Consider the following 12,411-nt stretch of genomic DNA (forward strand, 5'->3'; position numbering starts at 1 on the left):
CTAAGCTGTCTGTATTGGAGTCAATTTAACTCACATTATAAATAGCTCGATTAAAATATGAATCAGTGAAATCTTGTCAAAAGATCTGCTACGTAAATAGGAGAACTATCTTCCATTTCCAGAATTTTATCGTGATTAAACATCTCGATTTCTTCTGAAATCATTTCATACGATACCCATTCAAGGGAATTATCGAACTCGGGGTTTACGATGGTATGAAAAATATAACTTAGAACTGGATTATCATTCTCGTAAAAGTATTTGTCAAAACCGCTCATCCCCGGCACTGAACTCCAGGCCAAGAAATATCCAAAAATGCTGATAGCAAACACAACGGTGTCATTGTTAGGGAGTTGGATTTCGAACGTGAGGCAGCGGTCTTCTTCAATAAAATAGGTATACCTATAAGTCGGCAATTCGGGATAGACGGTTTTAACTTTTTGTATAATATGTACTAGTGCATTTGGATACTTGGACTGAAAATCTTTTGCCAGATTGTTAATCAATGGTTGCTTTGGCATGTAATGTCCCCAAAAAAAATCAAAGTCGAAATAATTATATATGATCGTTTGAATTCTGTTCATCTTCTTTTTTCTATAGACTTCCAGTGACTGGAGATTTTTGGCGTTTTGTCTTTATAGGGATTTCCATTACCACCTACTTAACTGACACCACTCTAAAGTTACTGAAAAATAAAATTGTTTGCTATCGACGAATGATAGAAAGGTATACAAATCATGAAAAATAAAATGATAGTAAATGCCAAATGGAGAACATGGTCAGGGGCTGTGGCATCGGGATTTCTCAGGCCATAATTAAGCTCGGCACTGCAGCAGTCGTCTTCAGACCAAATACCAACTACTATATACTAAAAATGCTCAGCTTTCGCTGAGCATTTTTTCGTAGCCCGTAGGGGAATCGAACCCCTGTTTCAAGAATGAAAATCTTGCGTCCTAACCCCTAGACGAACGGGCCGTTTTGTTATTCGGTGTGCAAATATAGAATTAACTTTTATTACCGCAAAATTTTTTTGATAAAAATTGCGCCTTCCGATCTAAGGTGGTATTTTAGGGAAGTTATATAACAAATTATGAGACTTATAAAGCTATTCGCATGTTGCGGTGCGCTGTTCGGCGCTGTGGCGGTACATGCACAGGAAAACAACCTGAAGGTAAAATGGGATTTCGCAAGCGATTACGATGCCAACAGGAACAAAGCATTGACTTTGACGCTGCTGAATACCGGCGGGAAAGCTATTGATCTATCGGGTTATGAGCTGTGGTTCAATTCCATGTATCCCATTCAGGAACGACCGGATGCGGCCGTCGATATCCATAACCGTAATGGTAACCTCTATGCAATAGACTTTGCGAAAAATACCGTAATCAAGGAAAAGGATTCGTTGGTGATAACCTACGATTCACCTTATCCGATAACCCATACCTCTTTGACTCCAAATGGTTTCTACCTGCAGGGAAAAACAAACCCAGAGGACGTTATCGATCTGGGGCACCCCGAGGTTGCACTTTTGGATATCTCCACTGCGGAACAAAATCAGGTTCTGAACCGTCTGTTTGCCAAAAATGAACAGATCATGGGGCAGGTGGATGCGCAATTGATTCTGCCTACCCCGGCGAAGATGGACATTGGGCGAGGATTCTTGACTCTTCCAGAGACGGTGAAGTATTCGATTGCTCCCGAATTTGGCAATATGATGAAGCACTTGGAGACGTTGGCAGGACAGTTGAGCCAGTATCAATTTATTGAAGCTCCACAGGGAGATGCGTTTATTCAGTGGCGCCATGACAGCAATCTTTCGCAGGAGGAATATACGCTGAATATAGACGGAAAGGGCATACGGATTGGTGCATCGACCGATGCTGGCGCCTTTTATGCCCTACAGTCGCTAAAATCCCTGCTGCACGCAGAGCATTTACGTGGCCAAGGAAAAGTAGCACTGCTTTTCATGGCGGTGCAGGATAAGCCACGTTATGGCTATCGCGGGTTCATGATGGATATTGCCAGGAACTTCAAAGACGTTGCAGTCATCAAGAAGTACATTGACCTGATGGCCCAGTATAAATTGAATAAATTTCACCTGCACCTGATTGATGATGAGGGCTGGCGATTGGAGATCCCTTCACTACCTGAGTTGACGGAAATCGGATCGGTACGTTCGGCCGATTTCAAGGACGGCAATAGCATTCAGCCGGCATATGGCTCAGGTCCTGAGGCTACGGCAGGGGCCTATTTATCCAAAGCGCAATTTCAGGAAATCCTAACCTATGCTGCCGATCGTTTCATTACCGTGATTCCGGAGGTAGAAACACCAGGGCATGGTCGGGCAGCCATCAAGGCTATGGAGACCCGGTATAACCGGTTGATGAAAGCTGGGAAAAAGCAAGAGGCTGAAGAATTCCTGTTGTATGAAGCGGCGGATCAATCCGTGTATAGCTCAGCGCAATATTGGGATGATAATGTAATGAATCCTGCCTTACCTTCCGTATACCACTTTTTGGATGTGGTCGTGGAGGATATCAAAAAGATGTACAATGAGGTAGGCCTAGAGTTGAAGTTGATCTCGCTGGGCGGCGATGAGGTGCCTGCGGGTTCCTGGGAGAAATCCCCAGCTATCCAGGCGTTGATGGAAAAGGAAGGCATGCAGAGCGTCTATGAAGTCTGGCCGTATTACGTGAAGAAAATTCAGCAAATATGTGCATCCAAGGGGATGGACCTTGCGGGTTGGGAAGAATTCGGCATGATCAATAAAGGTTCGGGAATGGTCGTGAACAATGAATTGTCCCACCTTAATATCCATCTGGATGTCTGGAACAATGTGATCGGTGGGGGACAGAAAGATTTGGCCTACCGTTTGGCGAATGCGGGTTACAAGACCGTGTTTACCAGCTGTGCGAACTTCTACCTCGATATGGTCTGGGATAAGGATTTCCGCGAACCGGGATTGAAATGGGCATCCATTACCGATTTGGAACATGCCTTTTCGCTCTTGCCGGAAAATTTCTTCGCCAATATGCAATACACCGAAGCGGGAAGTAAGTTGGAGAAGGGGAAATTGGCCAGTAAGGTACGCCTGACCGAAAAAGGAAGATCGAATTTGATCGGTGTGAAAGGTGCGCTTTGGGCGGAGACCATCCTAACAGCAGACCGTATGGATTATATGCTATTACCTCGTTTCTACGCACTAGCGGAGCGGGCATGGGCACCGAAACGTTCCTGGGAGGATGATTATAAATTCGATAAGAAGGCATACGATAAGACATATAAGGAATTTGTTCATAAGGTGGGAAGCCAGGAATTGCCAAAACTGGCCAGCATTGGAGATGGTTTCAATTACCGCTTGCCATCGGTCGGTGTGCTGCAGAAAGGACAAACCTTGTTTGCCAATGCGGAATACCCAGGCTTTACCTTGGTTTACACCGTAAATGGAGCTGATCCAGGTCCTGAATCCACTGCACTGGGAGAAGGAGAGGGCGTGAAGGTCAAATCGGGGGATGTGGTCCGCTTTGCAACCGTGGACAGCCAGGGTCGGGTTGGCCGAATTAGTACCTATGTGGTTGATTAGCAAAAAATAAATAACGCAAAACAAATAAAGGCTGCAGATCACTGCAGCCTTTATTGTTTTGCGTTTGTATAGGATTAAAATTCCTTGAATTTTTCCGGTTCCATCTCGGTAAACGAGGCTACCTTTTGGTAGGTGATGTTGTCTCCACTGCTTTTAAAGCTCGTAGGGAGCACCAATCCATTTCCGATGTCCTTGTACCCATTTACGGCAAAGGTCTTGTTGTTGATCTCCAAGCGCTTGATAAAACCTGTTTCTTCGCTGACATAGAAACTGCCTTTCGAACCCAGGAAATTGGAGAAGTCCAATTTCTGTAGTTTTTCGGCATTGATGATCTTGGAATTATCCTGTCCACTGATATTTGCGGCCAAGATACTGATCGGCAGCGATAGGACCTTAAGGTCCAGGTTGTATTGATCGATCAAGTCTGGAAGCACCGATTTATATTCCTGCAGCGTGAGCTCAGATCCATTCTCATCATAGATATGATTCAATTTCTGGCTCTGTACATTTATTAAAGCAACAACATTCTCATTGTTCAGGGTTCCCTCGAAGCGCACATTTCCCGATTGTTTGTCCAACAGGAACTTGCGGCTTCCGGAAACTGCCGGATACTTGTTGTTTCCCGAAACGGTAAACATGATGTATTTTGTGCTTTCCCATTTCGATTTGCCACCTACCGCGTTCCAGATCTTATCGGTCATGGCTGCGGATTGCCCGAACAGCAATGCCGGAGCAAAAGTTAGGGCAGCAAATAATAAATAGATATAGCGAACTATATTCTTGTGATGTTTCATAATGCTAAAAATTTAAATAATAGAGAGGTTATATGCCCTCATCCATCCTATCTGCTCAAATTATTCGTGTTTGGTGTAAGAATATTTGCAGGTCTGGAAAGAGATGCACATAATGTTGGAAGAGTTGATCCTTTCGGTTCAACGGCAAACATGATATGACGATAACGTTTCATAACCTCTTCATTATCAAAAACAATACCACTAATAACTTTTGTGGATATGTGCCATCTGAATGGCCGTAATGGCAGCTTCTTCGCCTTTGTTACCATGCTTACCTCCTGCACGGTCCAGAGCTTGCTCCAGATTATCCGTGGTTAGAACACCGAAGATAACAGGTTTGTTGTGCTGGATACCAACTTGTGCAATGCCATTGGCAACAGCATCACAGATAAAGTCAAAATGGCGCGTTTCGCCTTGGATAACACATCCCAGGGTGATCACCGCATCCAGTTCTTTATTGCGTAGTGCGATATCGCTCCCCGCTACCAGTTCGAAACTTCCGGGTACTTCTATTAATGCTATGTTTTCTTCTTGGGCACCATGGTCCAAAAGACCTTTGTAGGCACCGTTCAAAAGTGCGCCAGTGACTTCCGCATTCCACTGCGAAACCACAATTGCAAACTTAAGACCTGCAGCGCTTTTCACCTGCAAGTGGGAGAAATCCGATAAATTTTTTAATGTACTGGACATAGTATTTGTTTAAAATAAAAGGGCTGCCATCGGGCAGCCCTCAAAGTTATAAAAATATTCTTGTCAATAAACTTTGAATAGTCTTGTTCCTAGGGACAACTATTGTTGTTTAGCTTGAACGCGAGCAATAAAGCTATCGATGGTTGTTGACTCCGAACTCTCCGGATATTCATCTCTGATCTTTTGGTAGGTGCTTTCTGCATTCTTGTAATCCTGCAGTTCCTCATATACCAATCCTAATTTCTTCAGGAAGATTGGAGATGTGTACGTGTTGGCCGATTTATCAGCTGCTTTCTTGTAGTAGTTAGCGGCTTTGTCGTAGATTTTTTCTTCCGAATATGCATCACCCAAAAGTCCGATGATCAAAGGATCCAAGACCTGACTTCCAGTTTCTGAGTATTGCTCTAGATATTTGATCGCTTCCTTGAAGTTTTTCTGACGAAGGTATAGACCACCTAAATAGGCATTCGCAATATTTGCTGATTTCGTGTTGGCGTATTCATCGGCAATTTCCTTGAAACCAGGGAAAGAACCGTCGCCATTGATCGCTTTCGCCTGTAACGAATCGATCGCCGCATACTGCTCTGCCTGGTACATTTGGCTCGCTGCTTTCTCTGCACGCGGTGCCAAATATAATTTTTGGTAACCGATGTACAGTAAAATCAATACGATAATACCGGCAACGATGAAAATGATACTCTTCTCATTTTCTTGGAAAAAAGATTTCTTCGGCCCTGTTGGCAATGCTGAAGAACCGTTTGGGTTATTTTGTGACATTCTTAGTTTTAATAGATTACGGAACGCAAAAATACACTTTTAAAGAATACTTGCAATATTATACGAAAAATATTTAAGGGAGTTAGGGGTTAATGGTTGCCATGATTTCCTTGTCCAATTGTTCGTAAATGGAGTTTTGACTCTTGAATTCTGGAACCATGACCTTCATCTGCCGAACAATATTCACATTATTGTTGCTTTCGAGTTCCTTGCCCAAGGTATTCAATTCGCTTTTTACCAATTCGAAATCGTTATTGCGCACCTTGGCGATCATGATCTTTTCATGATGCGTAGGGAGGGTATTCTCCAGGTCGTTCAGCAATTCCTCATATAATTTTTCGCCAGGACGGAGTCCGGTGAACTTAATGTCGATATCCTTGAATGGCGTAAAGCCAGATAGGCGGATCATTTTCTTGGCGAGGTCGACAATCTTCACGGATTTTCCCATGTCGAACACGAAGATTTCGCCTCCATTCCCCATGTTGCCGGCCTCAATCACCAATTGACAGGCTTCGGGGATCGTCATGAAGTAACGAGTAATGTCGGGATGGGTTACCGTTACGGGACCGCCTTTTTCAATTTGATCCTTAAAACGGGGAATCACGGAACCGTTTGATCCCAGAACATTCCCAAAGCGTGTGGTGATAAATTTGGTCGATTTTATGCCATTGACGCTCGTCAGGTAATTATTCAGTGATTGCACATACTTCTCGGCGATTCGTTTCGTCGCGCCCATCACATTTGTAGGGTTCACCGCTTTATCCGTGGACACGAACACAAATTTCTGTACGTCGAATTCCACCGCCAAATTCGCCAATTGATACGTGCCGAAAACATTCGTCTTTACGCCTTCACTCGGGTGGTTCTCCATCATCGGCACATGCTTATAAGCTGCGGCGTGGTACACAAAGTGTGGTTTAAAGGTTTCAAATAGCAGGCGCATCCGTTCTTGGCTGCGGATATCCGCAATAAACGTATGGTAGATCTGGTTCTTGAATTGATCCTGTAGGTCCAGTTGTAGGTTGTGCAATGGGGATTCTGCCTGATCACACAAGATGATCATCTGCGGTTCGTACTTGCCCAATTGCTTGGAGATCTCGCTACCTATTGAACCTGCCGCGCCGGTCACCAAAACGCGCTTGCCACGCAACTGATCCAATAGCTTCATGTTGGAAATCTGGATCGGTGCTCGCTCCAAAAGATCCTCAATCTTCACCTGTTTAATCTGTGCCGGTGAAAGGTCGCCATTGATGATCTTGTGAACTGGTGGAAGGGTCAATACATTTACATTCAGTTCCAACGCCTGTTCTACCACCAAATTCTTGGTTTCGATATCAATGCGGGTAGAAGCAATGATCAATTCATCCACGCCATATTTACGCACGATCCGTTGGAAGTCTTTGGAAGAAAAGATCTTTAAGCCGTCGATGACCTTGCCAATTTTCTCCTCACTGTCATCCATATAGGCAACAATGGTTTTGTCAGCGCGGAAATCGTGCTCAAACGTACGTTTTACAGCGATTCCCAGATCCCCAGCACCATAGACGATTGCGTTTTTTCGACCATTCCGGGTAGATTTGGTGTACTGGAAAAAGATCTTGATACAGGTACGGTATGTCGTCAAGCCCGTGAAAGCAAATAGGGCGTATGTGATGATCAGGTTGGTGGGTATACTAATGTTGATCGAGAAAGCAATGAAGGCCAACTTCGCAATGAACATCGTAATGGATGTGAAGACGATTGTGGATAGGATGCGGATGGAATCCACGGCACTAGTATACCGCACAATACCACTGTAGAGGCGGAAAATCATAAAGGATAGTGCGGTCAATCCAATGCAGAACAGAAAGTCTATCGCAAAGCTTTCATTGGTAAAAGAATCCAACTGAAAGTTGTAACATAAGACATACGCAAAGAAGAATGCGATGGCTGAAACGGCAATGTCGAAGGTGAAAATGATCCATCTCGGCACTATCTTAATGTTATTCAACGGCTTAATTATTTTCATCGTAATAGGTTAGTTTAAGAACTTACGATTAATAAACTATAATAATTTAATAATTACCAAATATAATTCTTTATGCTTTATTTGTTGACATATTATTGCGTATTTTTAGCATACATTATATTTACGTAAATGATAAATGTATCCAAGTTGGCCCAAGAAGGGGTACTACAACCTAAAGAAGCACTGCTGAAAAAAGATAAGAAAAAGGGTAGCTTGAGTATCGGTATTCCCAAGGAGGACTCCTTTCAGGAGAACCGGATTGCGCTTACTCCGCTTTCGGTTGGCCTATTGGTGGAGAATGGGCATGAGGTGCTTATTGAAAGCGGTGCCGGGGATGCGTCTAATTTTCTGGATCACCATTACAGCGAGCAGGGTGCCCGTATCGTGCATGATCGGAAGGAAGTTTTTCAGGCCGATATCGTGATCAAGGTGGCGGGACCGACCCTGAAGGATGTGGAACTGATGAAAAACCGACAGGTCTTGTTCAGTTCGCAGCAACCTTCGCTGATGAAATTGGAAGTGTTGAAGGCGCTCATGAAAAAGCAGGCTACCGCATTATCCTTTGAATATCTGCAGGATGAGGGCGGACATCTTTCCGTTGTACGCGCCATGAGTGAGATTGTCGGTGCAACTTCGGTATTGATCGCTGCTGAGTACCTGTCCAATGTTTTTGATGGCAAGGGACTGATGCTAGGCGGTGTGACGGGTGTCCCACCAACTGAAATGGTAATTATCGGAGCTGGTACCGTCGGTGAATTTGCGGCTCGTACAGCTATCGCTTTGGGCGCACAGGTGAAGGTCTTCGATTCGTCTGTCTACCGCCTGCGCAGGTTGCAGAATAATGTCGGAAGCCGGGTGTTTACCTCAGTCATCCAGCCCATCGTGTTGAATAAGGCTATTCGTTCCTGTGATGTAGTCATCGGTGCGGTACGGGCGAAGAATGGACGTACGCCATGCTTGATCTCCGAGGATACGGTTTCTAAGATGAAACCGAATTCGGTATTGATCGATGTGAGCATAGATCAAGGCGGGTGCTTTGAAACGTCGGAGGTCACGACCCACGACAAACCTGTGTTCCGCAAATACGATGTGATCCACTATTGTGTGCCAAATATTGCATCCCGGGTGGCCAGGACTGCTACCTATGCATTGACCAATATTTTTACACCCATCCTTTTGGAAATCGGGGAGGCAGGGGGCATGAACAACATGATCTGGGCCAACCAAGGTATCCGGAGTGCCATCTACCTGTACCATGGCAACCTGACCAATAAGGATATGAGCGACAAATTCAATGTGCCGTGCAAGGATCTGAACCTCATCGTTATGGCAAACTTCTAATATGAAAAATCTACTGTTACTACTGTTGAGCATCATGTCAATTCATCTATATGCCCAGGATACTGGGGAAATGCGCGCATTATATGGGGTCGAGGAGATTCCGGGGAGCCTCAAGCCTGTTCAGGAACTGGAGGATGCCGATATCCCCAAATTATTTGTCCACACCGCCGCAGACAGCAGTAAGGACATCGTTTTCTTGGTGATTCCGGGAGGCGGCTATTCGCATGTCGCAATCAATCATGAAGGCCACGCAGTCGCCAAGCGGTTGAACGATCTTGGCTATTCAGCCTATGTATTGCGCTATCGCCTACCGAAGGCAACGACCATGAAAGACAAACGCTATGGGCCCGTGCAGGATGCACAATATGCCATGGCGCAGATTCGTAAGGATCATCCCAATAAGAAGATCGCTGTCATCGGATTCTCCGCGGGAGGACACCTGGCCGCATCGGTTTCCAACCTCTTTGAGCTTCCACAGACCGAAGCGTTGAAGCAGGTGAACCTGCGCCCGGATTTTACCGTACTGGCGTATCCTGTAATTTCGTTTGAGGATGCAATCACCAACAAGGGTACGAAGGAAAGCCTGATCGGGCCAGATTTCAAACCGGAGGATGTAGAATTTTTCTCCATGGAAAATAGGGTAAGTGAAAGCTCCCAACCTACATTCCTGATGAGTGCCAAGGATGATAAAACGGTGCCGATTGAAAATGCAAACCGTTACGCAAAAGCTTTAAATGCGTACAATGTCAGAAATGCCATGTTTACCTATGAGGAAGGCGGGCACGGTTTCGGTCTGATCAACAAAACCAATGACCGGGATTGGTTTGCCGCTATGATGAAGTGGTTGGAAGAAGTAAACGCCCAATAAGAATTTTTAAGTACCAAATTTATGGTAAGAAGATACGAGGATATGAATTCTCGTATTTTTTTTGACCAAGGTTTTCGGATATTGTATGGTATGGAGCGTAATGTCGTCATTGCCGATGATCAGTTCATTGTAGAACCCACGGAATCGGAAATCCTTTACCCAATAAGCTCCGTGTTCCTGCTCTTCGAACCGGATGTTTTCCTGAAGGATGGAAATTTCGCTGTCAACCTGAATCCCCAGGACGGCGGCTTGCTGGGGGCTTAAGATGTTGCTTTTGGCCAATAGTCGCGCCGTATACGGGCTATTGGGTTCGACATAAAGCGCATGGGGTTTGCCCTGGTCGGTAATCTCGCCAGCTTTCATCACGATCAGGTAGTCGGCCATGGCTAACACTTCAGCAGGGTCATGGGATACCAAAATCACTGTCAGTCCTGTTTTTTGTACGATCTGTTGGATGTCCTGTTGCAGTTCATCTCGAAAGGCAGCATCCACTTGGTTGAAGGGCTCGTCCATCAAGAGCACTTCTGGATCATTGATGAGCGCTCGGCTGATGGCAACGCGTTGCTTTTCCCCACCGCTGAGATCTGCGACACGTTTTTGGGCCAGGTGGTCTATGCGCAACTGTTCCAGTACTTCCTGCGTCCGGCTGGCCTTGAGGGCCAGGTTGGTGTTGGAAAGCTGGGATGCCACGTTATCCCACACCTTGGCATAGAGGTTCAGGTCATCAAAACCCTGCGATACCAGTTTCATGGCATCATGCCCTGGAATCAGCTTATCCTTCCGCGTAGGCACCAGCCATCCACGGTACCGAATTTCGCCGCTGTTGGGCTCCAAGAGGCCGTAGATCAATTTCAAGAGGGTACTCTTACCGCTGCCCGATTCACCGATAATGGCCGTGATCTTGCCTTCCTCGATGCCGAAGTCAACGTGATTGACCGCGGTCACCGTCAGGTTGCCCTCGAATATGCAGCTGACATCCTCACCGTAGATAAGGGGTACATCCTGCTTTTGAACATCCGAGAAAATATACTGACAAGAGTTAGATTGCGTAGCCATAAATAATGTCGGGCGTTTTGAACCCAACAACAAAAATACAGTTTATAATCGTTTTTCCTTTAAAATCCCAACGTTACCCCGAAAGTCAAATTGCGGACACCTTCCTGCTGAGGACTATCCTGGAACATATCATTCATGTAATATTTTGCAAATAGCCCGTAATTATCATAGCCAACGCGAAGGAACGGTCCATACTGGAAGGACTGCAGGTTAAAGCCGTCCTTGAATTTCTGTTTGCCGTTTTTGTCGCTCTTTAGGCGTTGCGTACCTTTTAGCAACACACCCGTCATCGCTCCGAATGCCAATTTGAAACGCTTACCGTTCTGCAGTTGCCTGCTCCGCAATTCAAATGAAAGTGGTAATCGGAGGTAGGTGGATGTCAGGATGTTCTTCTCATAGCCCGCCTGCTCATCCAATTGCGCATAGGTTAAGGGCTTCACATCTTCCAGCAGCTGTACATTTTGCTTTAATCGCCAATAGTTCCACTCGAAACCTGCCGAGAGGTAGATTTTGAAATTATCCGTGAATCGGACGCCAAATTGGGCAATGTCGAATCCGAAGTTTGACGCTTTCTTGTAGGAAAGAAATTGGTTCTCATCGCTCAGGGTAAAGCTCCCATCGTCCATAAGGCGGGAGAATCCCCAGTCGATCCGGGTAAATGTCAATCCTCCGTAGGTACGCGGGTAGACGATCACTTCCCCGTTATCCATTTCCGAATCTCCCTTGCCAATGCCTACCGAAACAATGTCCGTGTTTCCCAAGGAGTCCTTGGATTCTTTTTTGTAGATAACTTGGGCAGTGGAACTGCTGATACCAATAAATAGGGCGAATAAGCTTGTTAAAAATAATCTCATGCGTTTAATCTCGTTGATGTGCGCCATTGTATTTATATCGTAATGGTCCTTGATTTGTCGTCATTGACCGTTATTTCCACGAGGATGGCATCCTCAGGGATTAAATTAGGTATTTTTTCCGGCCATTCAATAAAACAGTAGTGGTCGGAATAGAAATATTCTTCATAACCCAGATCGAACGCTTCCTGTTCGTCCTTGAGCCGGTAGAAATCGAAATGATAGACCGGTCCTTTCGGCGAACGGTACTCATTGACAATGGAAAAAGTCGGACTGGAGGTGCTGTCCTCAACCTGCAGGTGTTCGCAAAGGGATTTGATAAAGGTCGTCTTGCCGGCACCCATAGGTGCCTTAAAGATAAAAACCCTGCTATCTCCCGTATGGTCAAAAAGCCAAGCCGCTGCATTCCTCAGTTCTTCGGGTTGCTGTACACTATATTCCAT

The 12,411-nt window shown here is 45.3% G+C and carries 11 protein-coding genes and 1 tRNA gene; 3 read left to right on the plus strand and 9 right to left on the minus strand.

The window, feature by feature from the left end; translation table 11 throughout:
* Positions 1–62: 62 nt before the first annotated feature.
* Together G6N79_RS04965 and G6N79_RS04970 are read right to left on the minus strand one after the other, a co-directional pair.
* On the minus strand, positions 63–584 hold the full coding sequence (locus G6N79_RS04965; protein ID WP_146060581.1) for a hypothetical protein: 522 nt from the start codon (positions 582–584) through the stop codon (positions 63–65).
* A gap of 319 nt (positions 585–903) precedes the next feature.
* A tRNA-Glu gene (locus G6N79_RS04970) sits at positions 904–975 on the minus strand.
* Positions 976–1,090: 115 nt separating this feature from the next.
* Here G6N79_RS04970 and G6N79_RS04975 point away from each other — a divergent pair.
* Entirely contained in the window at positions 1,091–3,583 is a 2,493-nt protein-coding gene (locus G6N79_RS04975) for a family 20 glycosylhydrolase (protein WP_103905466.1), read from the plus strand.
* 74 nt (positions 3,584–3,657) lie between these two features.
* On the opposite strand, the gene G6N79_RS04980 is transcribed toward G6N79_RS04975, so the two are convergent.
* From G6N79_RS04980 to G6N79_RS04995, 4 genes are all read right to left on the minus strand, one after another.
* Positions 3,658–4,377: a hypothetical protein gene (locus G6N79_RS04980; RefSeq protein ID WP_103905465.1), complete on the minus strand. Its 720-nt coding sequence runs from the start codon at positions 4,375–4,377 to the stop codon at positions 3,658–3,660.
* Positions 4,378–4,578: 201 nt separating this feature from the next.
* Positions 4,579–5,067 (minus strand): 6,7-dimethyl-8-ribityllumazine synthase, encoded by a 489-nt coding sequence (ribH, locus tag G6N79_RS04985; RefSeq protein ID WP_103905464.1) that lies wholly within the window; start codon positions 5,065–5,067, stop codon positions 4,579–4,581.
* Positions 5,068–5,166: 99 nt separating this feature from the next.
* The gene (locus tag G6N79_RS04990; RefSeq protein WP_103905463.1) at positions 5,167–5,844 is read right to left on the minus strand and encodes a tetratricopeptide repeat protein; all 678 of its coding nucleotides are present in this window, start codon (positions 5,842–5,844) and stop codon (positions 5,167–5,169) included.
* Between the two features lie 82 nt (positions 5,845–5,926).
* Positions 5,927–7,852, minus strand: coding sequence for a polysaccharide biosynthesis protein (locus G6N79_RS04995; RefSeq protein ID WP_103905462.1), 1,926 nt, complete (start codon positions 7,850–7,852; stop codon positions 5,927–5,929).
* A gap of 129 nt (positions 7,853–7,981) precedes the next feature.
* Here G6N79_RS04995 and G6N79_RS05000 point away from each other — a divergent pair, with 129 nt between their 5' ends.
* The gene (locus tag G6N79_RS05000) at positions 7,982–9,193 is read left to right on the plus strand and encodes an alanine dehydrogenase (RefSeq protein ID WP_103905461.1); all 1,212 of its coding nucleotides are present in this window, start codon (positions 7,982–7,984) and stop codon (positions 9,191–9,193) included.
* Position 9,194: 1 nt separating this feature from the next.
* A complete protein-coding gene (locus G6N79_RS05005; RefSeq protein WP_103905460.1) occupies positions 9,195–10,061 on the plus strand; it encodes an alpha/beta hydrolase in 867 nt (288 codons plus the stop codon).
* Positions 10,062–10,067: 6 nt separating this feature from the next.
* Here the strand turns inward: G6N79_RS05005 and G6N79_RS05010 are convergent, their stop codons facing one another.
* Genes G6N79_RS05010 through tsaE form a run of 3 tightly spaced genes read right to left on the minus strand, consistent with a single transcriptional unit; the run spans position 10,068 to position 12,411 of the window.
* Positions 10,068–11,117 carry an ABC transporter ATP-binding protein gene (locus tag G6N79_RS05010; RefSeq protein WP_103905459.1) on the minus strand — a complete coding sequence of 350 codons (1,050 nt, stop codon included), beginning with the start codon at positions 11,115–11,117 and terminating at the stop codon, positions 10,068–10,070.
* 59 nt (positions 11,118–11,176) lie between these two features.
* Positions 11,177–11,971, minus strand: coding sequence for an outer membrane beta-barrel protein (locus tag G6N79_RS05015; protein WP_146060580.1), 795 nt, complete (start codon positions 11,969–11,971; stop codon positions 11,177–11,179).
* Between the two features lie 32 nt (positions 11,972–12,003).
* On the minus strand, positions 12,004–12,411 hold the full coding sequence (gene tsaE, locus G6N79_RS05020; RefSeq protein WP_103905457.1) for a tRNA (adenosine(37)-N6)-threonylcarbamoyltransferase complex ATPase subunit type 1 TsaE: 408 nt from the start codon (positions 12,409–12,411) through the stop codon (positions 12,004–12,006).

The organism is Sphingobacterium lactis (assembly GCF_011046555.1).
Lineage (GTDB): Bacteria > Bacteroidota > Bacteroidia > Sphingobacteriales > Sphingobacteriaceae > Sphingobacterium > Sphingobacterium lactis.

Excerpts from the sequence above, each read along its gene's own strand:
- G6N79_RS04965 (WP_146060581.1), bottom strand. The coding sequence starts at position 584 with ATGAACAGAATTCAAACGATCATATATAATTATTTCGACTTTGATTTT.
- G6N79_RS04975 (WP_103905466.1), top strand. The coding sequence starts at position 1,091 with ATGAGACTTATAAAGCTATTCGCATGTTGCGGTGCGCTGTTCGGCGCT.
- G6N79_RS04980 (WP_103905465.1), bottom strand. The coding sequence starts at position 4,377 with ATGAAACATCACAAGAATATAGTTCGCTATATCTATTTATTATTTGCT.
- ribH (WP_103905464.1), bottom strand. The coding sequence starts at position 5,067 with ATGTCCAGTACATTAAAAAATTTATCGGATTTCTCCCACTTGCAGGTG.
- G6N79_RS04990 (WP_103905463.1), bottom strand. The coding sequence starts at position 5,844 with ATGTCACAAAATAACCCAAACGGTTCTTCAGCATTGCCAACAGGGCCG.
- G6N79_RS04995 (WP_103905462.1), bottom strand. The coding sequence starts at position 7,852 with ATGAAAATAATTAAGCCGTTGAATAACATTAAGATAGTGCCGAGATGG.
- G6N79_RS05000 (WP_103905461.1), top strand. The coding sequence starts at position 7,982 with ATGATAAATGTATCCAAGTTGGCCCAAGAAGGGGTACTACAACCTAAA.
- G6N79_RS05005 (WP_103905460.1), top strand. The coding sequence starts at position 9,195 with ATGAAAAATCTACTGTTACTACTGTTGAGCATCATGTCAATTCATCTA.
- G6N79_RS05010 (WP_103905459.1), bottom strand. The coding sequence starts at position 11,117 with ATGGCTACGCAATCTAACTCTTGTCAGTATATTTTCTCGGATGTTCAA.
- G6N79_RS05015 (WP_146060580.1), bottom strand. The coding sequence starts at position 11,971 with ATGAGATTATTTTTAACAAGCTTATTCGCCCTATTTATTGGTATCAGC.
- tsaE (WP_103905457.1), bottom strand. The coding sequence starts at position 12,411 with ATGGAATATAGTGTACAGCAACCCGAAGAACTGAGGAATGCAGCGGCT.